Origin of the sequence: Cohnella sp. SGD-V74 (assembly GCF_003001675.1) — a bacterium.
Classification (GTDB): domain Bacteria; phylum Bacillota; class Bacilli; order Paenibacillales; family Paenibacillaceae; genus Cohnella.
This window is the reverse complement of record NZ_PVYW01000006.1, coordinates 118,993-145,037: the sequence shown is the minus strand read 5'-3', so window position 1 is coordinate 145,037 and position 26,045 is coordinate 118,993. Positions and strand designations below refer to the sequence as shown.

Sequence of the window (26,045 nt, the reverse complement as noted above, 5' to 3'; positions counted from 1 at the left end):
CTGTCCTCTATCGATCAGGATATCGATCGGACAAGTAATCGATATACGAACGGGCGAAGATCAGATCCTCCAGCGCTTCCTTGGACGTGCACGGAGCGGGGCGTTCTCCCCGTACGGCGGCCAGGAAGTTGACGGCCTGGTTGCGCATGGCCGACACTTTCGGCAGCACCGGCTGCACGATCTCCGGCGGAGCGATGTCCGGGTTGTCCTTGTAGATCGTCAGCTTCCCGGCTTGCTGCTGAGCCAGCGGAGAGGGCAGCTCCACGCTCACATAGCCCTTCTCGAAGGAGACGAGCACCTTCTCTTCCCAATCGATCGTATTGCCGTAAGGAGCCATCTCCAGCGACACCGTCACTCCGCTGTCGCTCTCTCCGACCAGCAGGACGCCGGCCCGGTCCCCGAATGTCAGCCGGTAATTCTCGCCGAGGAAGAAGCGGATTGCGTTCACCTGATGGATATAGTAGTTGACGAACGCCTCCAGCTCGGCCGTCTGCTTGTCGTCGTAATCGGCCGGTCCCGGTTCGGGCACGAGCGGAGGATAGGATTCGTCCGTGTTCTGGGGCCATACGATACCTCCCGTCCAATCCCCCGGAGGCATCGTAATGCGGATATAGCGCAACTTGCCGTAATCGCCGCTCTTCTTCCACTGCTCCGCGACGGTTTTCGCCCGTTCCATGGCCGGATCGGAACGCTTATGGTAGCCGATCATATGCAGCGTTCCTGTCTCTTCCCCGATCTAAACGAGCTCTCGGCCCGCCTCGACGGTCAGGCTGAGCGGCTTCTCGGTCAATACCGGAATGCCGGCGCGAAGAATGTCCGGAACGACGACATAATGGTTGCGGAACTGCTGCGGCGCGACGATAGCGTCGACCTTGGCGCGCGCGAGCAGCTCTCTATGGTCGCTGTATACTTCGGAAATTCCGTATCGGGAGGCGACGAGCCTGGCCGATTGAGGGCGAGGCTCCGCGATCGCGACCACCTCGCATTGCTCTCTTAATGCCGCATAATTGGCGAGATGAGCCATCTGCCCCATATTGCCTGCGCCGACGAAACCGATTTTCAGCTTTGTCATTCGCTCATTCGTCTCCTTCCGCGGGTCCCAAATTTTCGAAATAGCAGAGTCCGTCTTTGCCCGGGGCGATAATGTCCGGATATCCGTTGCCCGACAAGTCCTGCACCCAGAAATAGATGCCCAGGCCCGATGCTTCCCCGGCTTCGCCGTAATCGATGACGTGCTTCTCGAACCGGCCGTCTTCGATTTTGTAATAGTACACTCCGATCGGATCATGCGCGCCGGGGTCGCCGTCGTTGTGCGCCCGGTAACGCTTGCCTGTCACGAGCTCCGGCTTGCCGTCAAGGTCGAGATCGACGAGCTGCAGGTCGTGGAACTGGGAGCCGCTGAAGTCGATGGCATGTTTCGTCCACGTCCGGGCCCCGTTCGCTTCAAGACGCTGCTCGAACCAGTACAGGCCGTAGTCGTGGGCTTGGCCGACGATCAGATCGGTCAGGCCGTCGCCGTTGACGTCGTATCCGAGAACCGGGACGCTGGCGGAGCCCAGATCGAACTCGGGATGGAACGTCCATGGCCCGGCGAACGGATCTTCGGGTTGTTCCAGCCAGCCGTCGAACAGAACGACATCCATGCGACCGTTGCCGTTAATGTCCGCGAAGCCCATTCCGTGTCCGCTCGCCTTCTCGCCGATGACGTATTTGCGGAACAGCCCCGTCCCCCTTCCGGCGGCGTCCCTGACCAGCTTGTAGAAAGCCTGGGGCGAGCCGGGCGTATTCGGGAAAACTTCCGGAACGCCGCAGCCGTCGATGTCGAGATAGCGGATCGTCTCGATGCTGCCGCAGCGGTCGATGTCGATCGTCTCCCAGAGCTTGCCGGTCTCGCCCGGATTTCGCCGCCACCGTAACGTTTCTCCCCACCAGTCGCCCGTCACGATATCGAGGCGGCCGTCGCCGTCGACGTCCATCGGATAGTCGGAGAAGTCGGCGTGATAGCCATGGAGCGCCTCTACTTCGCAGATCGTGTGTTTCCGGACGAAGTCCGGTCCTTCGTACCAGTACCCCCCGCTGACGATATCCGCTATGCCGTCTCCGTTCACGTCGAACACGGAACAGGCCTCGAACTTCTCGGCGGACAGAAGTCTTTTCTTGAATCGCAGCAATCGACACGCCTCCTCGCGATGGAATGAACCTATTCGATCTTGCAATCTTATGCAGGCCGTTCTATTGTAAAGTCAGTGATGCGCCTCAGCCGTCAGATAATAAATTATTCCATTCCGGTGCTCGCTTCAATAAGGCGGGTTGTTAAGAAAACTATTCATTCTTGCGATTAGGGGGGCGGAATGAGCGGAACGACAAGGATAGAGGGCCAGCCGTCGATCGTCGGCTGCGGCACGTTCGATAACGACGAACAGAACAGATTCCAATTGGATCTGCATAAGCACGACCGAATGACGGAAATATTGCTGATCGAGGAAGGGGAAGGAGAGTTCGAAATCGACGGGCGGGGTTATACGGCCGGAGCGGGTACTCTGCTGTTCTATCAGCGGGGCGTGTGGCACAAGGAGCTGTCGACGAAACATCCGTTCCGGGCGGCATATATCGGCTTCGAGGGACTGAGGATCAAGGGAGCGGCTCCGGGCTTTTTCTTCGAAGAGGGGGAGTCTCCGATTGTTCGGCTGCAGGAGCACCTCCCCGTCGTTCGCAAGCTGATGAGGGACGCCATCGCCGAGTATCGCCGCAACGAGCCGGAGTCGGAGACGATTGCCAACCACTATTTGGGCATTTTGTTCGCCAGGCTGGCGAGGCTGCGGCTGTACGGCGACGCGGGGGAGAGATCGCGCGTTTCCGTGAAGGAGGCCGTGCAGAGAGCAAGGCGGATGATCGAGGAGAACTACGCTTCTCCGATCACGCTGGATGCGCTGGCCGCGGAAACATACTTGAACAAGTACCACCTCGCTCATCTGTTCAAGGCGGAGACGGGGGTCAGTCCGATCCGTTTCTTGATCTACTGCCGGATGGAGGCGGCCAAGAGGTACTTGATAACGACGGATCTGCTCGTCAAGCAGATCGCGGAGCTGATCGGCTATCAGAGCGAACCGTCGTTCTACAATATTTTTCTGAAGGCGGAAGGCGTTACCCCCGGGGAGTTCAGGAGGAGAAGCCGATCGTGATCTGCACGATTTCCGAGCGGCTGCCCAAGCGGATCGGAGGCCCCCAGAAGCCGTAGCCGGACGTGACGATGGAATGGAAGCTTCCCTTCTGCACATGGCCCCAATCGTTCTCGTACAGCGCCTTGGTGATCAGGTGGGCCGGAGCGATCTGACCGCGGTGCGTATGGCCGGATACCATCAGGTCGACGCCGTTGTCCGCCGCGATATCCAACCCGTAAGGTTGATGGTCCAGCAGGACGATCGGGCCGTCGCGCGGAATATCGGCCATGAGCGTCTCCAGCGCGGCGCGGTCGCTCTCGGTCTTGTCCTTGCGGCCGATCAGCGTCACGCCTTCTACGGATACGGTCTCGTCGTACAGAATGTCCATGCCGCTCTGTTCGAGGGCGGAGATTAATTCTTCCATTCGGCCCTTGTATTTGTCGTGGTTGCCCAGCGAGGCGAATACGCCGTATGTCGCCTGCACGCCGGAGATGATCTCGCCGATGCCCTTGTCGAGATAGACGTCGAGATTGTCGTCGATAATGTCTCCCGGGTACAGCACGAGATCGGGCTTCAGCGCGTTGATCTCTTCCACCATGCGCTTGGCGTGCGCTTTGCCGGAGAGCAGGCCGAAGTGCATGTCCGCCGCCATGACGACGTTCAGCTCCCGGAGATCGCCCGCTTGCTTGTCGATGCGAATCTCGTAGCTGCGGACGACCGGGCTGTATGCGTTAAGCGTTCCGTAGGAAAGCAGTGACGCGAGAATCAGCAAAGTGATCGAGCCGGCCCACTTCTGCACGCGATGCCGGGGCAGGCTTGTCAGCCGGAACAGCCACAGGCAGAGATGGACGATCGGAAGAAGCATAAGCAGCAGCGAGAACGCGGCCAGCCAGTAAGAGCCCAATATGCTTATGGCGGGAACGCTGCCGACGAAGCGGCCAAGAATGAACGACGAAGCGAGGAAGACGACAGCGACGACGTACAGCCACTTGAAGCGGGCCGAGACCATCGGCTTCATCCATTTCCAGCCGCTCCAGCCGATATAGAAGACGGAAACGCCATACAGAGCCAGAAACAATAATCCAATCAAGATAAACATAGGCAGCTCCTTCATGTTGAATTAACAAAAATTTTATCATATTCACCCTGGAAATGAACAATTGTCTAATTTTTTTCTCTTAATTTTTGAGAGCTTTATGTTATGATATATCCTAAGAAATGTCATATGGGAGCGTATACATGGAGCATCTAATCGGACGAAGAGTGCTAGCTGACGTAATCAACAATTATGGCGTGACGATTATCCCCGCCCAGACGGTGCTGAATTACGACTCCGTCAAGCTTCTGTACAACCACAAGATCGACGAATTTACGCTCTCGCTCGATCAGCCTCCCGAGTCGCAAGGGGACGGGGCGCGCAGCCGCAAGGTGCTTAAGCAGACGGTAAGCCGGTCGAAAGAGCTGTTCTCTTCCGTAACCGACTCCGGGAGCATTCCGCTGGCGGACATCCGCCGGGAAATTCTGCCGGCGATTCGCGATCTGTCCGGCAACTCGGACTTGTTCGAGCTGTTCGAGATCGTCAAGGCTAAGGATGATTATACGTATGAGCATAATATCGGCGTCGGCATCCTGGCGACGTTGATCGGCGGCTGGATGAACTTGAGCGAGGACGAGCTGGCCATCCTCTCTCTGGCGGCTACGCTGCACGATATCGGCAAAGTCAACGTCCCGGAATCGATACTGAACAAGCCCGGCTCGCTTACCGACGAAGAGTTCGAGATCGTCAAGAAGCATACCGTGCACGGGTACGAGCTGCTCAAGAACGCCGAAGGACTCCATCCTCGGGTGGCGCTCGTCGCGCTGCAGCATCATGAACGAGAAGACGGCCGGGGATATCCGCACGGTCTGGACAAGAGCCGGATCGATCCGTTCAGCGCGATCGTGGCGGTCGCTGACATTTTCCATGCGATGTCTTCCAAGCGACCTTATCGCGAAGCGACGCCTTTCCACGAGATCGTCAGCCAGATGCGGCAAGGAAAGTTCGGGGAGCTGAATCCGCAGATCGTATCGCTTTTCCTGGACAACCTGATGAAGAAGTTGCTCGGCAGACACGTCGTTCTGACGGACGGCAGAGCCGCCGAAGTCGTCTATTTGAACCCTCATAATATGGAATCTCCGCTCGTGAAGGCGGGCGAGCAATTTATCGACCTGGCCAAAGAGAGGAACGTCCAGATTCGGGAGATTGCATTGGTATAACAGAAAGTCAAATAAATCGCGTACGAGATCAAAATACCGTCAAAGGATGACGGTATTTTTTTTATATAATGACACCATACAGAGGATGACGAGCCGATAGACTTCTCTATTATAGGTTCTAATGTATTCAGATTTTCAAAGTCGAGGTGTTCAACATGACTCAACCCGCCGCGGTTCCCGAAGCCGTCAAGCCGGCCCGCCGCCGATTATCGCTATCCGCCGGAGAGACGCTGGCCGGATTCCTGTTCGTGAGCCCGATGCTGATCGGAGTGACCGTGCTCGTCCTGCTGCCGATTCTGGCGGCGCTCGCGCTCAGTCTGGCCGATTGGAATTTCGTGCAGGGCTGGGACGGCATCAAGTGGATCGGATTCGAAAACTTCCGCAAGCTGTGGGACGATCCGGCGTTTATTCGCTCGATTCGCAACAACTTTTTGTTTCTGCTCGCGGTGCCCGTCTACATGCTGATTTCCATGGTGCTGGCCGTGCTGATCGACCGGTATGTCTACTGGAAGGGCTTTTTCAAAGTCGCCTACTTCATGCCCTACATTTCCAACATCGTTGCGGTCGCCGTCGTCTGGCAGGTGCTGTTCCATCCTTCGTACGGTCCGATCAACGAGATGCTGCAGGCGATCGGCATCGCCAATCCGCCGAAATGGATCGCCGATCCGAAGTTCGCGCTGTACTCCATCATGATGATCACGGTATGGATTTCGATCGGGTTCAATCTGATTATTTACATTGCCGGTCTTCAGTCGATTCCCCGGGATCTGTACGAGGCGGCGGACATTGACGGAGCGAGCGCCTTGGTGAAGTTCGCGCGGATTACGTTCCCGCTGCTGTCCCCGACGTCCTTTTTCCTGCTCGTCACCGGCATTATTTCTTCCTTTAAAGTGTTCGATATTATCGCGGTCATGACGCAGGGCGGGCCGATCGGTTCGACGAGCCTGATGGTCTGGTATTTGTACGATCAAGCGTTCAACAACCTGAAGATCGGGTACGCTTCTTCGGTGTCCGTCGTCCTGTTCCTGTTCGTATTCCTGATTACGGCAGGACAGTGGATCGCACAGAAAAAATGGGTCAACTATTGATTGGGAGATGAAACGCCATGGCAACCTTGCATCGGCTGGACTGGCGCAAAGCCGTTACGACCGCCGTCCTGTTCGCCGTCAGCCTATTGTTCCTGCTGCCGTTCCTGTGGATGCTGACGACTTCTTTCAAGCTGGAGAAAGACGTGTTCGTCTATCCGATCGAATGGATTCCGAAGCAGTGGAACGCGATCGCCAATTACAAAGAAGTGTGGTTCGGCCGATATCCTTTCTATATCTATTACTGGAACTCGATCAAGGTCAGCGTCATTACGGTGCTCGTCTCTTGCACGACCTCCAGCCTGGCGGCCTACGGCTTCTCCAAGGTGCGGTTCAAAGCGGGCAAGTGGCTGTTCCTGATCGTGCTGGCCACCTATATGGTTCCGAGCCAGGCGATTCTCGTTCCGCAATTTATTCTGTACCGCAATATCGGCCTGTTCGACAGCCACTTCGGCCTTATACTGCTCAGCAGCTTCAGCGTGCTCGGCACGTTTATGCTCCGGCAATTTTTCATGGGGGTCAATCAGGAGTATATCGAGTCGGCGAAGATCGACGGGGCCGGCCATCTGCGGACGTTCTGGTCGATCGCGTTTCCGCTCGTGAAGCCGGCGGTGGCCACCTATGCGATTCTGCGCTTTATCTGGACGTGGAACGATTACCAGAACCCGCTGATCTTCCTGCGAACGGACGGCCTGTACACGATTCCGCTGGCGATGCAGAAGTTCACGTCCATGAGCGGCGAGTTCTATTCGCTTATTATGGCGGGCGCCGTTTCGGCCATCGTGCCGCTTCTGATCGTCTTTATCATTGGGCAGAAGAGCGTCATCGAGGGTATCGCGCTGGGCGGAGTAAAAGGCTAACTGATCAAAAATATTACATTATAGGTAAATATAGTTACATTTGAGTTCGGAAGGACGCCTTTATAATGTGGATTGTCAACACCAGATTACTTATCCAATAGGAGGGTGTCACGATGAGAAAACAGAAGTGGTTGTACGGCATGGCAACAGGCGTAATGCTTGCGGGACTGCTTGCGGGCTGCGGCGGCAATAAGAACAACGAGACGGCGAGCCCAAGCGCAAGTCCGAGCGCTTCCGCTCCGTCCGCCTCGGCTTCGGCGCCGGCGTCCGAGCCGGCCAAAAACGTAAAGCTGCGGCTGTACACGTTCGGGCCCGAGTCGACGTACAACTGGTCTCAGACGTTGAAGGCTTACGAGGAAGCGAATCCGGGCACTAAAGTCGAAGTTGTCGTATTGAGCGACAAGGGCGATACGCAGGAGGCCATGAAGAAGCTGGATCTGGCGTTCGCCTCCAAAGAGGAGATCGACGTGCTCATGTTCAGCGATCCTGCCGGATACGCGCAGAGGGTGTCGCTCGGCATGGCAGAGCCGCTGGACGATTTCATCGCCGCCGACGGGGGATACAAAGTATCGGAGGAATACAAGGTCGATACGACGCTGAACGGCAAAGTGTATGCGCTGCCGGGCAAGTTTAATCCGTGGTACGTGCTGCTGAACAAGGATCATCTCGACGAAGCGGGATTGGCCGTGCCGACCGATTGGACCTGGGACGACTATGCGAGCTACGCGAAGCAGTTGACGAAGGGCGAGGGCAACTCGAAGCGTTACGGCACGTATTTCCACGGACCGCAGGGCGGCGGCTGGATGGAGTTCCTCAAGCTGAAGATGATGAACCAACCGACCAACTCCGACTTCCTGAAAGCCGACGGCTCCTCCAATCTGGACGATCCGAACTTCAGGGCGACGCTGGAACTGCGCGTGAAGATGGAGCAGGAAGACAAATCCTCCGTACCTTACACGGACATCATCTCCCAGAAGCTGGCGTACCGGAATCAGTTCTTTAATCAATCCGCCAGCATGCTGACGATCGGAAGCTGGATGAATACGGAGATCGGCGGCACCGAGAGCTTGCCGTTAACGTTTAACGTAGCGGTCGCGCCGTTCCCGAAAAACAATGCGGGCGACCCGATCGGCTACGCTCCGGTCACGACGGATTACACTGCGGTGTCTTCCATCTCCAAGAACAAGGATGAGGCATACAAGTTCGTGCGCTGGTACACGACGGAAGGCCAACTGGTGCAGGCGAAGAACGTGCCGTCCTGGAGCAAGGTGTCCAACGATCAGTTGACGCCGATCATCGATTCGATTTTGGCGGGCACGGCGAATCCCGGACTGGTCGACAAAAACTCGCTGATCCAGACGCTGCTGGTGTCCAAAGCTTCGGAGATGATCCCGGCCGCCTCTTATCAAGCCGAAGTCTACAAGGCCGTTAACGAGGAGTACGAGAAGCTCATCCTCGGACAGCAGGATATCGACGCGACGGTGACGAACAGCCAAGAGCGCGCGCAGCAAATTATCGAAGCGAACAAAAAGTAACGTGCTATACTGATGTTGCGGGGACAGCCCAGTCGCTGTCCCCCTTTGTTAACGATACAGAATTTATAAGTTTCACGTTTATCATTGTCTGTATCGTCTCCGACAAAAACGCGTTCGCCGTCCTAGGGCGTGTTTTCATACTCCGAGGACAGCAGATATTGCCGAATTTTCGTTCCATGCAAGGAACTTTTGTGAAGGCGTACCGGAGGTACGTCAAGCAAAAGTGACGAAGAAGGGGGCGAAAAGGCGGTGATAGATGCCCCTGAGCGGGTTTGAAGACACGCCCTAAGGACGCCGCAGGCGTTTTTGCTTCTAGAAGCAACTTGCGTACACGGGGGGGAGCTTGCATGCTGCGGATGAACAAAGGGTTCGGATTGCGGTCGATAAGACATAAGCTGATGATTGCCGCAATCGCTTGCATTTTGATTCCCGCGGTGCTGACGCAGTTTATCTACACTTCCCTGACGAAGGACGCCGTGCAGCGTCAGGCGGTGTCCAACGCCCAGGATTCCTTGCTGCTGGCGGAGAGCTCGGTATCGAATCTGCTGACCAGCATGCTGAACATGGCGAACTACATTCAGACGAACGCGAGCATGACGAGCTATTTCAAGCTGGTCGTCTCGGGCAACACCGAGAGCCGCGACGCTTATTTGAATTTTACGGATCAGAAAAGAATTATCGAACAGCTCGACAGTCTGACCGTCAGCGATAAAAGCTACATTACCGTCCTGCTTACCGACGACACTTTCTTTACCAACTACTCCACGAGCGACTACAATCCTCTGCAGCTGAAGGAGGAACCGTGGTTCGAGCGGCTGGACGGCTTGAAGTGGCCGATCTCCCACTGGATCGGAGCCAGTCCGGTCATGTTCGCCTACATGTCGGAGGAGAGCCCGTACCAGCTGTCGCTCGCCCGCCCGCTGCGCCGGGACGATTCGCGAATTTACGGGTACGTCGTCATTACCGTTATGGAGAACCAAGTGAGACGTTTGTTCGAGAAGCTTAGCTCTGACCAGGAGATGATGCTGCTGGACGAGAACGGCCGGATCTTGTCCGGCGGCGACGGGTCGCAGATCGGACAGACGTTCACGGAAGTCGGGGAGTCCGCGGGAAACCTGCACACTTCGATCCGGACGATAGACGGCGAGAAATATTTGATCACGGAGAAGCCGTTCTCGTTCAACGATTGGCGGCTCGTATCCAAGCAGCGCTACAGCGAGGCGATCGTCGACATCAGCTCGATTTTCAACCAGGTGTTCGTCGTGCAGATTTCTTCTCTCGCGGTGTTTCTGCTTATTCTGCTCATTCTGCTCCGCGCCTTCACGAAGCCGCTCGTGCAGCTTGGCCGAACGACCTCCACCGTGCAGAGAGGGAATCTGAGCGTCAGATCGGGGGTCAGGGGGACGGACGAGATCGGCCGGCTCGGCTTTCTGTTCGATCAGATGCTGGACCGGATTCAGGAGATGATCGCGGAAATATCCGATACGCAGGCGCGCAAGCGCAAGGCGGAGCTGAAAATGCTGCAGGCGCAAATTCATCCCCATTTCTTGTTTAACGTTCTGAATTCCATCCGCATGAAAGTGATGCGCGGCGGAGATTCGGACAGCGCGAAGATGATCGGCTCGCTCTCGACGCTGCTGCGCATGACGATCAACAGCGACGCGGACGAGATCAGCCTGCACGAGGAGCTTGAGCTGCTTACCCACTACGTGGAGCTGATGAACTTGCGTCAGAAGGAGAAGGTCGAGCTGTCGCTGGACATCGCCTCCGAGGCGATGCTCGTGCGGGTGCCGCGCTTCTTCCTGCAGCCTATCGTGGAGAACGCGCTCATTCACGGCTTCAACCAGAAGGCGGGGCTCATTCGCATCGGCGCGGAGATGCGGGATCGCGTGCTTCATCTCGCGGTTGAGGACGACGGCGTCGGCATGGACGAGGAAGCCGTCGACGCGCTGAACGGCAAGCTGCAGCGGGTAATGGACGACCAGGGGGCGCAGAAGGGCAAGGCGGCGGCCAAGGCGGGAATCGGAGCCGGAACGGCTTTCTCGGGAATGGGTTTGACGAACGTGGTCGAGAGAATGACGATGCTGTGCGGAGACCGCTTCTCTATCGCGGTGGAGAGCCGCAAGGAAGCCGGAACGTTGATCCGGGTGACGATCGCTTACGAGAGGATGGATGGCCATGTATAACGTCATGCTGGTAGACGACGATTATCCCGTTCTGGAGCTGCTGTCGGAATCGATCGATTGGGAAGCCCGGGGGTTTCGCCTGATCGGAGCGTTCGAGAATGGAGCGGTCGCCTGGGATCATGCGCAGTCGGAAATGCCGGACATCCTCATTACCGACATCGGCATGCCCAAGATGAACGGACTGGAGCTGTGCGCCAAGATCAAGGAACGGAAGCCGGATGCCCGGATCGTCATCCTGTCCTGTCATAACGAGTTTGCTTACGCTCAGCAGGCAATGAGACTCAGCGTGCAGGAATATTTGCTCAAGGAGACGCTGCAGCCCGGCGAACTCGTACCGATGCTGGAGCGTTTCAAGGAGGATTTGGACGCGGACCGGCAGATGAGCGGGGAACGGCTGCGGCTCCATGCGTTGGCGAACGACGCCAGGGAGCTGCGCAAGGAGCAGGCGTTCAAAAACTTCATTCACCAGCCGCTGCTGTCGGCGGATGAGTGGATGACGGAGGCGAACGGCTTCGGCCTGTTCGCGGAGGAGACGTGGTGCCTTCCCGCGATCGGCTACGTCGAGGACTATACCCGCGCGAAGCAGCGCTTCGCCTCGGAGCAGACGCTCCGGTTCGCCATCGCCAACGTCATTGCCGAGGTGCTGGCCGAGCCGGAGCTCCGTGCTCTGCATATCGCGTACAGCGAAAGAAAGCATCTGCTGCTGATCTCGTACAAGCCGAGCCTGAAAACGAACGCATACGACCGGGCGGCGGAGCTGTGCCGGATCGTCCAGAAGGCCATAGGGTCGGTTCTTAAAATCCGGATGGCCTTCGTGCTCGGCACGGAGTGCGGAGCGACGAAGGCGCTCAAGCGCAATTTGCACGAGCTGGTAACGGACGAGGAGCAAAGATTCTATCTGGAGTCGGGCGCGGTGGCGAAGCAGAGAACGGAGGAACTGAGCGAGGAGGATCTGTTCGTCCATTACGACGCCGCCAATTCCGAGCTGAGAGAAGCGTTGATCGACGGAAGGCATTCCGACGCTTGCCGGATGGCGGATGCCTGGATCGAGCGCATTATCCGGGGCAGGTATCCTCCTGCCGCGGTGAAGGATTGGGCGCTGAAGCTGGTGCTGGATTTAAAGCTGAAGCTGCGCACCTTGCAATACGTCCGGTCGGGCTATTCCGCGGATACGCTGCACAAGGAAATCTCGGCGATCGATTCGGTTCGCGAGCTTCGCGAATGGCTAAGCGGCCAACTGGCCGCCTCGGAAGAAGGGGATCGGGCCGCCTCGATCAACAAACGGCCGGAGGTGAAGGAGGCGTGCAAATACGTATCCCTCAATCTTCATCGCCGCATCTCTCTGGACGAGGTGGCCGACAGCCTGCACCTGAACGCCAGCTATTTCAGCCGGATGTTCAAGAAGGTGACGGGCGAGACGTTCATCGAATACGTAACGCGGATGAAGATGGACCGGGCCAAGGAGCTGCTGGACCAGACGTCCCATACGGTCGGGGAAATATCGGAGATGCTGGGCTACGACAATCAGAGCTATTTCATTAAAACATTCAAGTCGCATGCAAGCGTAACGCCTATGGAATATCGCAAATAGACGGCTCGGCGAAGGGGGAAGGTCATCGTGGAATGGATCGGGCGGAGCGTGGACGAACTCTACTATCCCGCGGGAGAGAGCGCCGCCGAGTTCTGGGCGCGGGCTGCGACGGCGCCGGAATTCGCGGAGTTGGCCGCGGAGGTTCGCGGGGAAGGGGAACGGCTGTCGGCAGAGCCGCTTCCGGAACTGACGGAGGAGCTGTTCTCGATTTTCGAGCGAACGGGCTCCCGTCTGGAGTACGAGCGAGCGTATTTCGAGCGGCGGAGAAGGCTGAACGCCTTCGCGCTGCTGAGCTTGCTGGAGCCTGCCGAGGAGCGGTTTTACGGGAAGCTGCTGGAGACGGTGCGCGCTATACTCGAAGAGCGAACCTGGTGTCTGCCCGCTCATGTGAAGGGGACGGATGCCGCGAAGACGATCGACTTGTTCTCCTCGGAGACCGGGTTTACGTTAAGCGAGATCGCGTGCCTGCTCGGCAATCGGCTTCCGCCGGAGCTGACGGAGGCGATCGATCGCGCGGTATCGGAGCGGTTGATCGAGCCGCTGCTGCGGCACGGTCCCCATCATTGGGAGACGGCCAAGCACAATTGGGCCGCCGTATGCGCAGGGTCGATCGGCTCGGCGGCTTTGCTGCGGATGACCGATTCGGCGACGTTGGAGGCCGTGCTGGCCAGGGCGCTGCCGGCCTTGGACTGTTATTTGGAAGGCTTCGGGGAAGACGGGGCTTGTCTGGAGGGGCTCGGCTATTGGAATTACGGGTTCGGCTACTACGTCTGTTTTGCCGATCTGTTGAGCAAGCGCACGGGGGGCCGGATCGACCTGTTCGCGAAGCCGAAGGTCCGAAGCATTGCGTTGTTCCAGCAGGCGGCTTATTTGTGCGGGGATCGCGTCGCGAGCTTCTCCGACTCGCTGCAGGCGATTCCTTTCCGCGCAGGACTGACGCATTACTTGGCCCGGCTCTATCCTGAAGTAGAGGCGCCCGACGCGCGATACGGAGCGGGCTTGGGGGAAGATCACTGCCACCGGTGGGCGCCCGTTCTCCGGGATTGGGTCTGGAGAGATTCGGGAATGGCGGCGTCCGGAAGCTTGCGTCCGGCATCGCGTTATTTTCCCGACGCGCAGTGGCTGCTGTCCCGCTATGAGACGGAAGCGGGACGATGCTTCGGCTTCGCGGCCAAAGGCGGCCATAACGACGAGCCGCACAACCACAACGACGTCGGACAGTTCATCTGGATGGTCGACGGAACGGCTTACGCGGCCGACTTGGGCAGCGGGGAGTATACGGCCGCTTATTTCGGCGCGGGCCGGTACGATTACGATTGCAACGGCACGCAGGGGCATTCCGTGCCGATCGTGGGCGGCCGCGGACAAGAGGCCGGGAGAGAGCGCGCGGCCGTGGTCTTGGAAGCGATTGCGGGCGAACAAGAGGACGTGCTGCGACTGGATTTGCGCCAGGCCTATCGGGTGACCGGGCTGGCGTCGCTCGTTCGCGAGCTCAGGTGGCGCAAGGCGGACGAATGCCGCTTGACGTTGACCGACGTGGTATCGTTCGAAGGCGAGCCGCTCGGCTTCGCGGAACGGGTCGTTACCTTCGTTCCCCCCGATCTGGCGGCCGAGGGAACGGTGCGTCTGACGGATGGCGGCTTGACCGCGCTGATTCGCTACGATAGCGGCTTGCTGGAGGCGTCGGCCGAGCGGCGCGTCTATTCCGATCATTTCGGGAAGCCGAGGGAATGGCATGCGATCGAGTGGAAGCTGCGCCGACCGGAACCGACGAATCGGATCGAGCTGGTTTTCGAGTTGGATAACGGGAATTAATGGAGGATAACGTCTATGGAGACAACGGGCAAGAACCGGCCCGCCTGGGTCGAGGAAGCGTGGAGCAAGGCCAAGGAGAAGACGCTGCGCAATCTGGCCCGCATCGGGGACGGATTTCCGCATGCAAGCGTCGGCGGCGCGTACGCGCTGGAAGAGCCGTATTGGTGGACGGCCGGGTTTTGGCCGGGAATGCTGTGGCAGCTCTACGAAGAGAGCGGGGACGACAGGCTGAGAGAGACGGCCGCAAGCTGCGAAGTCCGTCTGGACGAGGTGCTGGACGGATACGACAGGCTTGATCACGATCTCGGCTTCATGTGGACGCTGACGAGCGTCGCTTCCTATAAGCTCCGGCAGGACGAAGCTTCGCGAAGACGGGCGCTGAAGGCGGCCAATTATCTTGCCGCTCGGTTTAACTTGCGCGGACGGTATATTCGCGCCTGGAACCCATGGTTCGAGGGAGACGACAACGCAGGCTGGGCCATTATCGACTGCGCCATGAACGCGCCGCTGCTGTACTGGGCGTCGCGGGAGACCGGCGATCCGCGCTACCGCCACGTCGCGGAAGCGCATATGGACACCGTGCTGGAGCATTTCATCCGTCCGGACGGCTCCGTCTATCATATCGTCGAATTCGATCCGGCGAGCGGACAGCGGGTGCAGGCGAGAGGGGGTCAAGGCTACGCCGCCGAATCCGCCTGGTCGCGGGGAACGGCGTGGGCGCTGTACGGGCTGGCCTTATCCTATCATCATACCGGCAATCCCGCTTACTTGAACGGTTCCAAGCGGGTCGCCCATTTCTTCCTGTCCAATCTGCCGGACGACCATGTGCCGCACTGGGATTTCCGTCTGCCGCCCGACGTGAAGAAGCATCGGGATTCGTCCGCCGGCGCAATCGCGGCCAGCGGCTTGCTGCTGCTCGCCGAGCAGGTCGGCTCTCTGGAAGCTCACGTCTACCGCGAGCCTGCCGTTCGCATGCTCGAATCGCTGTATCGGAATTACGGGGCGTGGGACCGCGCGGACGAGGAAGGACTCATTGGCGAAGGAACGAGCCACTACCCGGAAGGCAAAAACATCGGAGTTCCGCTCATCTACGGAGACTTCTTCTTCGTCGAAGGCTTGGCGCGGCTTCGCGGCGAAGGTACGATCTTCTGGGAGTAATGCCGACGCTTGAAATGCGAATGGGGCTGCCCCATAGGTAAGAAGAGACGTACCGAACAATTATCGATAGGTGAATGGTAATGGGCATCTATCTCCTTCCGATGCTATACGACCCTGAAACTTGAATGGGTAAACCCGAGATAAGGTGGTTTCAGGATCGTATGAGGCAGTCTCCAGGAGATAGATGCCCTTCTTTTTTCATCGATAATCTTGTACGCCCCTACTTATGGGACAGCTCCTTCGAAGTTCGGGGCGCGCGGCTCGAGAGTTTCGACTGCCGCAACAACCGCCTTATTCGTCCGCCAATTCGAGAATCGCTACGCCGTAAGGCTCGAGCAAGTGGCTGCCATCGAGCACGCTGCCGGTAATCAGATCCGACGCGGGACGCTTGAACCGCAGCTGTGCCGCATCGCTGCCGTAGTTCAGCAGGAAGGCGTACGCTTTCCCTTCGCCGGCCCGAATCGCGACTTCGACCTGTTCGGGCAGCTCGCACACGTCCGCCAGAGGGGAACGGAGGCCGCTGCGCCGAATAATCTCGGCGGCGACGGCTTCGGAAAACGCCGCACCGTAATACCAAGCCTGCCCGGCGCCGTAAGCGTTGCGCGTCAAGGCCGGTTTGCCCGCGTAATAGTCGGAAGCGTAGGTGGCGACGACTTCGACGGACGGAGACTCTGCGGCGAGAACATCGTTGAACATCTCGGCATAGACGGTTCCGCCCGTCTCCGTTCCGCCCGCAGCATCGCTCCATTGAATAGAAGGAGCCGGAATCGTGCCGTTAATAATCGTATAATCCTCCACCGTCACACCGACCAGGTCGGCGACCGGACCCGGGAAAGGCTGGCCGAGCCGGCAGTGGCCGAATTCGTCCTTATATCCGGTCCGCGCCCCGAAGACAATCGTCCCGCCGCCTGCCGCGTACTGTTTGAACAGCTCGGCCTGAGCGTCGGTCATGACGGCGGCATGCGGGTATACGAGCATGCGGTAACGCTGCAGGTCCGCAAGCGTCGTCTTCTCCGTCAATTCGAGCACGTCGGACGGAATATGCCGATACTGCAGCGCCTTGAACCACTCCAGCAAGCTCTTCCCCGTCAGAGGCCCGTGCCAGATGTCGAGCTCCCCGTCCCAGCCGTTGTCGTAATTGTGCAAGATCGCGACTTCCGCGCGCCCCTTTTTCCCCGCCAGACGAGATCCGATTTTCGCCACTTCGTTCCCGATTGCCGCGGCTTCCCGCAGACGGCGGTTCGGCCGGTTATGGTAATCGTTCAGGCCGTGCCAATAGATTTCCGAGCCGAACGTCGCGGTGCGCCAGCGGAAGTACAGCACGCTGTCGGCGCCGTGGGCGATCGATTGGTACGTCCATAGCCGCATCTGACCGGGACGGGGCATCGGAATGTCCATCCGGTTCACCCAGCCTCCCGCGCCGGACTGCTGCTCCATCACGCAGAAATTGGGCGAGATCGACCGGACGTTGCTCAAGTTAAGGCTCCATTTGCGGTCAAGCAGCGGACGGTCCCCGTCGTCCGGATAGATCGTGCCGAACGTCGGGTAGGAATCGTACGAGATGAAGTCGAGCAGTTCGTCGGTCATGCGGTGAGTATCCAGGTGCCCGAAGAAGCCGTTCGTCGTCACCCAATGGCCGGGACAGACTTCGCGCAAAATATCGGCCTGGACCTTCGCGAACGAGATCGCGCTGTCGGATATAAACCGCTTCTCGTCAAGCGCCTGATGCGGATTGGGCGAATCGCCGGGAGTCGGCCGCGGCAAGTACACCTGGTTCCAGTCCGTGTACGTCTGGCTCCAGAACACGGTTCCCCATGCGCGGTTCAGCGCGTCGAGCGTGCCGTACTTGCGCTTGGTCCACTCCCGGAAAGCCGCATGGTCGGCATCCGAATAGAACACGTTGACCTCGCAATTGAGCTCGTTGTCGATCTGCCAGCCGACGACGGCCGGATGCGCCGCGTAATGCTCGGCCATCTTCCTCGTGATGCGGGCGCACAGCTCGAGGTAAACCGGGCTGTTGTAATTGTAGTGCCGGCGCAGGCCGTGCCGGTAGACGACGCCGTGCTTCGTCGCGTTCAGCACCTCGGGATACTTCTCCGTCAGCCAGGCCGGCGGAGTGGCGGTCGGCGTGCCGAGAATCACCTTCAGGCCGTGTCGGTGCGCTCCATCGATCGCCCGATCGAACAGCTCGAACGAGAACATTCCTTCCTCCGGCTCGAAGATCGACCAAGCGAACTCGGCGACCCGGATGACGGACAGGCCCAGCTCCTTCATTCTCCGATAATCGTCTTCCCACATCGTCTCCGGCCAATGCTCCGGATAATAGCAAACGCCAAGCTCGATTCGCTGCTCCACAACGGCTTTTTTCATGGGATCACATCCATAAGTACAGTATTTTGCTTTTTTTGCAATCGTTTTAACCATTCTAATCCGGTAAAATAATTATGGAAAGATTCCAATCTTGCCATTGATTTTACTATCTTGCGATTATGCAGGAAGGGGGAGCCGCGAGTGAGGCTGCATCTGGTGATACCTCCGCCGGGGCTGCGCTATTATGCTTTCTATCCCGAAATGCTCGGACGCTACGATCGGCTTCCGAGCCACGGCGAACATCGGGGGGCCGGAAGCTTCGGCGGCTACAATCTGCATATCGTGTGCGCGGGCAAGGGGCGGGTGAAGATCGGAGCCGACTGGCTGGAGCTGAAGCCGGGTGCCGGGTTTCTGTACCCGCCGCTGTGCGAGCAGCGGTATCGTACCGATCCGGACGATCCGTGGGACGTGCGTTGGGTTCATTTCTCTGCCGGCCCCGAGACCGAATGGATCAGGAGTCTCGCCGGCAAGGACGGATGGGCGTTCGCGCTGGGACAGTTGGACGAAATCGTTCGATTGACCGACGGCCTGTACCGGGCGAGCGAGCCGTTCTCGAGCAAGAACGAAGTCCGAATCTCCGCGCTGCTCTACGAGCTGCTGCTTCATCTGTCGGCGGAGGCCGGCAGCTTGAGGGATACGGGTTCTTCCGCAAGACGGGACGCGATACGCAGGTCGGCGGACGAGATCCGGGAGAGATGCGCCGAAGACTGGACGCTCGCCAGAATGGCCGAGCTGGCGGGATACAGCGCCTACTATTATAATAGGCTCTTCCATGAAACGATGGGACGGACGCCCGTCCATTATTTGAACGAGGTGCGGATGGCGGAGGCCAAGAGGCTGCTCGTCGCGACGCGGATGTCCGTCAAGGAAATCGCGTTCGCAGCCGGGTTCAAGCAAACGGGCTATTTCGTGACGCTGTTCCGCAAGATGCACGGCATGACGCCGACGAAATACCGGAACTCGTTCGGTTGCGCGATAATCGGAGAACAATGGATAAGATAGAACGACAAGATCATGAACGGACGAAGGTGAACCTCTTGCGAATCCCGATATCGAAATCCTCCAAGCGACACAAACGGCGCAAGTTTCTGAATACGATTCTCGTCTGGATCATCGTGGCGATGCTGCTTCCGCTGTCCACGTTTGCCCTGATCGCGTACAACATGTCCGGTCAAGCGATACTGAACAACGAATACCAAGCGAACAAGAAAATTTTGTTCCAGGTCAAATACAATATCGATTACATGGACGATATGATTCTGAATTCTGTCATCTCGCTGTACTACAATCCGGAAATCCGGTCGATCATGTACAGCGAGGAGATCGACTTCATCGAACTGATGAAGGAGATCAACAGCCTGCAAACCTCGATCGTCAACTCGAACCCGTTCATCCGGTCGATCTACCTCTACAACCGGAAATCCGACACGTATTATACGACGACGGGCGAACTCCTGTTCAAGGATGCGAACTTCGACAAGCTGCTGCACTCCGGCCGGGAAATTCCGATCCTGAAGCCGATCCCCCGCAAGATGGAATACGAGGCGGGCGGCAGCGCGGGCGGTTCGGAGAACGTGGTCAGCTACTTCATGTACGATTTCAAGGATGACAACAATTTGCCGATGGGCGCCTTGATCGTCAACGCGAGCACCGATTGGCTGCTGCAGAACATCGACAAAGTCAATTTGGTCGATCAGAGCAAGCAGGAGGAGGTCATTATTCTCGATCAGGAGACGGACATCGTCGGCCATGATCCGGAGCAGAGGCCTTTGCTGGCGGCGATGAGGCAGTCCTATCTGGACTATCGCGACGCGGCGCAATCGGACGAGCCGACCGGGTATTTCCGGACCGAGCTGGATGGGGAAACGTATTTGATCACCTATGCGAACGTGGAGAAAATGAACTGGACGCTGATCAAAGCGCAGAAGTTCGACCAGGTGTTCCGGAAGGTGGACGCGCTCAAAACGACGTTCCTCGTTACGACATGCGTGTTCCTGACAATCGCGATCGTCATCGCCGTGCTCATCTCCCGCAGAATCTACAGGCCGATCGGCGATCTGGTCAAGCGGGTCGGCCATGCGGAGCCATTGTCCCGGATCGGCGAGCCGAAGGACGAATTCACTTACTTGAACGAAGCGTTCCGCCACTCCATCGACCTGATCAACGAATATCACCGAAGGAAGAGCTCGGAGCAGGAAGTCATGAAATCGTACTTTTTGCGCAAGCTGCTGATCGACAGCACGTCCATGGCGGAACAGGAACGGGATCAAGCCGCCGACGCTTACCGCATTGCGCTCGACTTCCGGCGACCGATGGTCGTCTGCATCGTCAAAATCGACGATTATCAGGCGTTCAGGCAGAAGCTCAGCCCGTTCGATCAGTCGTTGTGCGCGTTCGGCATCACGAACATTTCGACGGAGCTGCTGGGCGGTTCCTATCCGTGTGAAGCGGTCGACATGAAAAACGACTTCGTCGCGTTCATCGTCAACGCGGCCGGGCCTTCGGAGGAGCTGGAAGGGCTGTGGAAGCAGGCGCAGCATTATATAGAAGAGTATTTTCACCTGTCCGTATCCGTGTTCATCGGGGACCCCGCGAACGATTGCCGGGAACTGTCGGAAAAATACTACGAAGCGCTTAACGGCACCGCTTACCGGATGCTGTTCGGCAAGTCCTGCATTCTGACGAACGAGAAAATACGGGGCAACGAAGAAAACGGGCAGCTGGGATATTCCGCCGCTCTGGAGAAGAAGCTGACGGAAGCGATCAAGAGCGGCAATACGGCCGAGGGAGAAGAGGCGCTCTCCAAAATATTCGTGGAGCTGAGCGGATTCAGCTACAATAACGCGATGTTCTCGGCGATGAATCTGGTGAATTCGATCAAAGCGACGGTCGAGGAGCTGAACCGCGCCAAAGTGGAGCCGGTGAGAGTGAACTTCGGCAGCTTGACCAAGCGATTGTACGAGGCGGAGACGTTGGCGGAGTTCCATCGCCAGCTGCTGGCGCTGCTCAAGGACATTCTCTCCAAGGCGGAGAGTGCGGAAAGCGAGAAGCAGACGATTCTGGTAGAAGCGATCCGCGAGCTGATCGAGGCGGATTACGCGAATCCGGCCATGTGCCTGCAATTCGTCGCGGACAAGCTGGGCACCTCCTCCAAGACGGTCAGTCGGCTGTTCAACGCGAGGATGAATCTGTCGGTCGCCGACTACATTACGGAGACGAGGCTGGCCAAAGCGGTGGAATGGATGGAGAGCACGAACTTGACGACGAAGGAAATTTTGCAGAAGATCGGCGTGGAGAACGAGAGCTACTTCTACAAGCTGTTCAAGAAGAAGTACGGCACGACGCCGAAGGAATACGTTCTGAGCCGCAATCTGCAGCGCATTCAGGACAAGGAATAACGAATAATCGCCCCGGGGCGCCCGACTGTACGACTGTAAAGTACAGCGGGGGCCTCTTTTTACAGTCGAAAAGAGAGCGGCGGGCGCGATTTGCACTAGGTATCCGAGCTTGACCCGGCTAGTATGGAGAAGGCAGACGCAACGAGAAATTCGCAGCAAAGGAGTCCGGGCAATGAGTTTGGGAAACAGAATAAACGAAATATGGAAAGAGTCGATGCGGCATAAGGGATTAATCGGACTTGCCCTCCCCGGATTACTGTTCGTATTGGTATTCAGTTATATGCCGATGTTCGGAGTCATCGTCGCTTTCAAAGACTTCAATTTCGCGGACGGCTTCTGGGGGAGTCCGTGGGTCGGGTTCAAAAACTTCGAGTTCTTCTTCAAATCGGATGCCGCTTGGCAGGTTACCCGCAATACGATCGGCCTGAACCTCAGCTTCATCGCGCTGTCCACGGTCGTCTCGATCTCGTTCGCGCTGATGCTGATGGAGCTGACCCGCAGATCGGTCAAAGTGTTCCAGACGACGTTGTTTTTCCCGTATTTCCTGTCGTGGGTCGTCGTGAGCTACGTCACTTACGCGCTGCTCAACCCGCAGATGGGCGTCATGAACGGGTTGCTCGAGCGAATCGGGATGGAGCCGATCAATTGGTATTTGGAATCGAAATATTGGCCGTTTATTTTGTGTTTGGCGTATTTGTGGAAGAACGTCGGCTATTCGACCCTGATCATCTACACCGGCTTGCTCGGCATCGACAAATCTTATTACGAAGCGGCGGCGATCGACGGAGCGACCAGATGGCAGCAGATTATCCGGATTTCCATTCCGTTGATCGCGCCGCTGATCATTCTGGTAACGCTGCTGCAGGTCGGACGCATTTTCTACTCCGATTTCGGGATGTTCTACTTCCTGACCGCCGATTCCGGCGCCCTGTACGAGACGACGGACGTCATCGATACTTACGTGTTCCGGGCGCTGCGCGTCTCAGGCGATATCGGAATGGCATCCGCGGTAGGCTTGTACCAATCGATCGTCGGGTTCGTTCTGGTCGTCTCGGTCAACTGGGTCGTGAGGAAAATCAACCGGGACAACGCCATTTTCTAAGGAAAGGAAGCCAGCCTCATGAATACGCGCCAATCGGTCTGGAGCAGACGGGTCATCATCCTGTGGTTTACCGTATTTTCGATCTTCTGCATCGTTCCGTTCGTCTACGTCATCTCCATCTCGTTGTCCGAGGAAACGGATATCGCGATGTACGGGTACAGTCTTATTCCGAAAAGCTTCACCTTAAACGCCTACGAGTATTTGCTGCAAAGTCCGAAGCAGCTGATCACCGGCTACACGGTATCGATTCTCGTTACCGCGATAGGCACCTTGCTCAGCCTGCTGCTCACGGCTAAGCTAAGCTACGCGCTGTCGCGCAGAGATTTCCGCGGATCGAACAAAATGTCCTTTTATGTTTTCTTCACGATGCTGTTCAGCGGAGGACTCGTGCCTTGGTACATTCTGATCAAGAAATATTTGATGATCGACGATTCGTATTTGGCCCTGATCCTGCCTTACGTGATCATGCCCTGGCACGTTCTGCTCATGAAAGGATTTCTGTCGGATATTCCGCTGGCGCTCGTGGAATCCGCCAAAATCGACGGCGCGGGCGAATGGAAAATTTTTTACCGGATCATCCTGCCTCTATCCAAGCCGGCGCTCGCTACCGTAGGGTTGTTCATCGCGTTCGTCTATTGGAACGACTGGTGGCTGGCGATGCTCTTTATCGACAATCAGAATTTGATCCCTCTTCAATATATGCTGTACCGAATCATGAACAATATCCAGTTTCTGTCCACGTCGATGCAGTCGGCCAACATCAGCATCGACGTTACGCAAATGCCCAACGAGACGGCGCGGATGGCGATCGCCATTATGGCCGCGGGCCCGATCCTGTTTGTGTTTCCTTTCTTCCAGAAATACTTTATTAAAGGGTTGACGGTCGGTGCGGTGAAAGGCTGACGCCGGACCGGATCCGGATTTTCCAAGGTTGTCGCGGCTCGCGCCGTTACAATAGCTTCATCATGATCTCATCATACTAGGGAGGTTACTCAATTGCTGAAACAAACAAAGAAGTTCGTCAGCACGTTCCTTACGCTCGGTCTTCTGTCGACGACCGTGCTCGCCGCATGCGGCTCCGGCAACTCGGATAAAGGCGCCGCGTCGTCCAGTCCGGCTGCATCCGGGGCGGCTTCCGCCGCGCCGGCCGATCTGAAGCCCGTGGATCTGACCTGGTACTTCGCCGGAAATCCGCAGGCGGACGTCGCGTCCGTCGAAGCGGAGATGAACAAGATTCTGAAAGAAAAGCTGAACGTTACCTTGCACCTGAAGGCAATCGATTGGGGCAACTTCGACCAGAAAATGCAGCTCGTGAACGCTTCCGGCGAGGAATACGACCTCGCTTTCACGTCCAGCTGGGCGAACAACTACTTCGTCAATGTCAGCAAGGGCGCCTTCGTTCCGCTTGACGACCTTCTGCCGCAATACGCGCCCAACATCATGAGCACGATTCCCGAAGTCGGTTGGGAAGCGGTGAAGGTGAACGGCAAAATCTATTCGGTGCCGAACTATCAAATCTGGGCGATGACGAACGGGCTGGCGATTCAGAAGGAAATCGCCGACAAGTATGGGTTCGACCCGTCCACGGTCAAGAAATACGAAGACCTGGAGCCGCTGCTCGAAGCGGTCAAGACGAACCACCCGGAACTCGTGCCGTACGAGAACGACAAGAGCGGCAAGTTCGGCAACTCGACCGTGCATTACGGCTTCGAGACGATCAGCGGCGGCGTAGGCGTCATCCGCATCGCCGACGAATCGTTGCAAGTGGTCAACATGTACGAGACCGACGAGTATAAATCGCTTCTGAAGCTGATGCGGGACTGGTACCAGAAAGGCTACTTCCGCAAAGACGCGGCGACGCTGGCCGACACGTCCGGAGACCGCAAGGCGGGCAAGCCGGTCGTCGTGAACGAGGGCAACGTGAAGCCGGGCGGGGAAGCCGAGATGGCCGTCGCTCTGGGCGGCAGGGAAGTCGTTAACGTCAAGCTGTCCGAGCCGTACCTGCTGACGACGTCCATTATCGCGACGTTGACGGGCATCAGCAAAACTTCGAAAAATCCGGAAAGAGCGCTAATGTTCCTCGATCTTCTGTACAGCGACAAGGAGCTGTTCAACCTTCTCGCGCACGGAATCGAAGGCAAGCACTATACGAAGCTGGACGAACACACGGTCGAACCGATTACGGAAGGCGGCTACAACCCGAATTCCGACTGGGAGTTCGGCAACCAGTTCAACAGCTTCTACCGCAAGGGCCAGCAGCCCGGCACTTGGGAAGAGACGATCAAGATCAACGAGACGGCGAAGGCGTCGCCGCTGCTTGGCTTCAGCTTCGACCCGACGCCGGTGAAAACCGAGATCGCGCAAGTAAGCACCGTAACGACGCAATACGTGCCGCTGCTCGAGACAGGATCCGTCGATCCGGAGCAAGGATTGGCCGAGATGCTCAAAAAGCTGAAAGCGGCCGGCGCGGACAAGATCGTCGCCGAACAGCAGAAGCAAATCGACGCTTGGAAACAAGCGAACGGCAAATAAGGTGAACGCAAGGAGGAGAGCGCGCGCTGGCCATTCGCCAATCGGAGCTCTCCTCTTGCGTTCCGCGAACGACCGGAGGGAGAGAGGATGGAGTATACGAGATTCGGCAAAACCGGGCTTCGGGTATCAAAGCTCGGACTCGGCGGGGCTCCGATCGGCGGCGGCTTCGGAGAGATCGACGAGGCGGAGATCGATCGCCTCGTGCATGAAGCGATCGATCTGGGAATCAATTTTATCGATACCGCCCCGCTGTACGGATCGGGCAAGTCCGAGGAAAGAATCGGACGCGCGCTGTCCGGGGGCAAGAGGGAGCAAGTGGTGCTCGCGACCAAAGCGGTCCGCTGCGATCTGTCGTACGGTTACGCGAGCACGATCGACTCGGTCGAGCAGAGCCTGAAGCGGCTGCGGACGGACCGAATCGATCTGCTGCAGATCCACGACGTGGAGAAACAGCCGTTCGAGACGATCGTGAACGAGACGATCCCGGCGCTGCGGAAGCTGCGGGACGACGGGAAGATCCGGTTTATCGGCGTCACGACGCGGGACTTGGATTTGCTGAAGCGTTATATGCTGCTCGACGAGTTTGATGCGATTCAATTTTACGCGCGTTACATGCTGGTCGACTTTTCCGCGGAACGCGAAATTCTGCCGCTCGCCCGGGAGAAGGATATCGCTGTCGTCAGCGGCAGCATTATGGGGATGGGAGTTCTGGCGGACGATCCGGCCGAGTTCATCGACGAAGGGACGATCCGAGCCGGACGGGAGCGGATGGACAAGCTGCGGTTTCTGAGCGGCGGCCGCAAGGGCGGCCTGGTCGAGCCGGGCATGCGTTTCAGCTTCGGCAATCCCGACATTCACGTCTCGCTGACGGGCACGATCCGCGCGGACATTCTTCGTCGGAACGCTTCCTATTGCGACGGCGCAGGGTTGCGGCCGGAAGACGAGCGCCGGGTCAGGGAGCTGTTCGCAGGTTATCCATCCTTATTCGCGTAATCA

General features: G+C 57.7%; 20 protein-coding genes. 15 read left to right on the top strand and 5 right to left on the bottom strand.

Features of this window, described 5'->3' with window-relative positions:
* Positions 1–7: 7 nt before the first annotated feature.
* From B0G52_RS11515 to B0G52_RS11510, 3 genes are read right to left on the bottom strand one after another with little or no spacing between them, the layout of a single operon-like run.
* Positions 8–709, bottom strand: coding sequence for a Gfo/Idh/MocA family oxidoreductase (locus B0G52_RS11515; protein WP_198960633.1), 702 nt, complete (start codon positions 707–709; stop codon positions 8–10).
* Between the two features lie 27 nt (positions 710–736).
* Positions 737–1,072, bottom strand: a complete 336-nt coding sequence (locus tag B0G52_RS35905; protein ID WP_198960632.1) for a Gfo/Idh/MocA family protein — start codon at positions 1,070–1,072, stop codon at positions 737–739.
* 4 nt (positions 1,073–1,076) lie between these two features.
* Positions 1,077–2,171: an FG-GAP repeat domain-containing protein gene (locus B0G52_RS11510; RefSeq protein ID WP_094044302.1), complete on the bottom strand. Its 1,095-nt coding sequence runs from the start codon at positions 2,169–2,171 to the stop codon at positions 1,077–1,079.
* Between the two features lie 180 nt (positions 2,172–2,351).
* On the opposite strand from B0G52_RS11510, the gene B0G52_RS11505 reads away from it, so the two are divergent.
* Positions 2,352–3,182, top strand: coding sequence for a helix-turn-helix transcriptional regulator (locus B0G52_RS11505; protein ID WP_094044300.1), 831 nt, complete (start codon positions 2,352–2,354; stop codon positions 3,180–3,182).
* On the opposite strand, the gene B0G52_RS11500 is transcribed toward B0G52_RS11505, so the two are convergent.
* Positions 3,160–4,260: a metallophosphoesterase gene (locus tag B0G52_RS11500; protein WP_094044298.1), complete on the bottom strand. Its 1,101-nt coding sequence runs from the start codon at positions 4,258–4,260 to the stop codon at positions 3,160–3,162. The two genes, B0G52_RS11505 and B0G52_RS11500, sit on opposite strands and share 23 nt — an antisense overlap.
* Before the next feature lie 140 nt (positions 4,261–4,400).
* Between B0G52_RS11500 and B0G52_RS11495 the strand changes: the two genes are divergently transcribed.
* From B0G52_RS11495 to B0G52_RS11460, 8 genes are all read left to right on the top strand, one after another.
* The gene (locus B0G52_RS11495) at positions 4,401–5,417 is read left to right on the top strand and encodes an HD-GYP domain-containing protein (protein ID WP_094044296.1); all 1,017 of its coding nucleotides are present in this window, start codon (positions 4,401–4,403) and stop codon (positions 5,415–5,417) included.
* Between the two features lie 155 nt (positions 5,418–5,572).
* A complete protein-coding gene (locus B0G52_RS11490; protein WP_094044294.1) occupies positions 5,573–6,505 on the top strand; it encodes a carbohydrate ABC transporter permease in 933 nt (310 codons plus the stop codon).
* Positions 6,506–6,522: 17 nt separating this feature from the next.
* Positions 6,523–7,362 carry a carbohydrate ABC transporter permease gene (locus B0G52_RS11485; protein ID WP_094044292.1) on the top strand — a complete coding sequence of 280 codons (840 nt, stop codon included), beginning with the start codon at positions 6,523–6,525 and terminating at the stop codon, positions 7,360–7,362.
* A 113-nt stretch (positions 7,363–7,475) separates the two neighbouring features.
* A complete protein-coding gene (locus B0G52_RS11480) occupies positions 7,476–8,897 on the top strand; it encodes an ABC transporter substrate-binding protein (protein WP_094044290.1) in 1,422 nt (473 codons plus the stop codon).
* A gap of 347 nt (positions 8,898–9,244) precedes the next feature.
* Positions 9,245–11,083 carry a sensor histidine kinase gene (locus tag B0G52_RS11475; RefSeq protein ID WP_094044288.1) on the top strand — a complete coding sequence of 613 codons (1,839 nt, stop codon included), beginning with the start codon at positions 9,245–9,247 and terminating at the stop codon, positions 11,081–11,083.
* Positions 11,076–12,674, top strand: a complete 1,599-nt coding sequence (locus B0G52_RS11470) for a response regulator transcription factor (RefSeq protein WP_094044286.1) — start codon at positions 11,076–11,078, stop codon at positions 12,672–12,674. The genes B0G52_RS11475 and B0G52_RS11470 overlap by 8 nt, the downstream gene beginning before the upstream one ends.
* Positions 12,675–12,701: 27 nt before the next feature.
* The gene (locus B0G52_RS11465) at positions 12,702–14,489 is read left to right on the top strand and encodes a heparinase II/III family protein (RefSeq protein WP_233162600.1); all 1,788 of its coding nucleotides are present in this window, start codon (positions 12,702–12,704) and stop codon (positions 14,487–14,489) included.
* Positions 14,490–14,504: 15 nt separating this feature from the next.
* Positions 14,505–15,647 carry a glycoside hydrolase family 88 protein gene (locus tag B0G52_RS11460; RefSeq protein WP_094044282.1) on the top strand — a complete coding sequence of 381 codons (1,143 nt, stop codon included), beginning with the start codon at positions 14,505–14,507 and terminating at the stop codon, positions 15,645–15,647.
* A 291-nt stretch (positions 15,648–15,938) separates the two neighbouring features.
* Here B0G52_RS11460 and B0G52_RS11455 read toward each other — a convergent pair whose 3' ends face one another.
* A complete protein-coding gene (locus B0G52_RS11455; RefSeq protein ID WP_094044280.1) occupies positions 15,939–18,017 on the bottom strand; it encodes a beta-galactosidase in 2,079 nt (692 codons plus the stop codon).
* A 141-nt stretch (positions 18,018–18,158) separates the two neighbouring features.
* Here B0G52_RS11455 and B0G52_RS11450 point away from each other — a divergent pair, with 141 nt between their 5' ends.
* From B0G52_RS11450 to B0G52_RS11425, 6 genes are all read left to right on the top strand, one after another.
* Positions 18,159–19,019: an AraC family transcriptional regulator gene (locus B0G52_RS11450; protein WP_094044278.1), complete on the top strand. Its 861-nt coding sequence runs from the start codon at positions 18,159–18,161 to the stop codon at positions 19,017–19,019.
* A 35-nt stretch (positions 19,020–19,054) separates the two neighbouring features.
* Positions 19,055–21,415 (top strand): AraC family transcriptional regulator, encoded by a 2,361-nt coding sequence (locus B0G52_RS11445; RefSeq protein WP_158223666.1) that lies wholly within the window; start codon positions 19,055–19,057, stop codon positions 21,413–21,415.
* 172 nt (positions 21,416–21,587) lie between these two features.
* A complete protein-coding gene (locus tag B0G52_RS11440; protein WP_094044274.1) occupies positions 21,588–22,517 on the top strand; it encodes an ABC transporter permease in 930 nt (309 codons plus the stop codon).
* Positions 22,518–22,535: 18 nt separating this feature from the next.
* Positions 22,536–23,420, top strand: a complete 885-nt coding sequence (locus B0G52_RS11435) for a carbohydrate ABC transporter permease (protein ID WP_094044272.1) — start codon at positions 22,536–22,538, stop codon at positions 23,418–23,420.
* Between the two features lie 93 nt (positions 23,421–23,513).
* Positions 23,514–25,049, top strand: a complete 1,536-nt coding sequence (locus tag B0G52_RS11430) for an ABC transporter substrate-binding protein (protein ID WP_233162598.1) — start codon at positions 23,514–23,516, stop codon at positions 25,047–25,049.
* 87 nt (positions 25,050–25,136) lie between these two features.
* On the top strand, positions 25,137–26,042 hold the full coding sequence (locus tag B0G52_RS11425; RefSeq protein ID WP_094044270.1) for an aldo/keto reductase: 906 nt from the start codon (positions 25,137–25,139) through the stop codon (positions 26,040–26,042).
* The last annotated feature ends 3 nt before the right edge of the window (positions 26,043–26,045 follow it).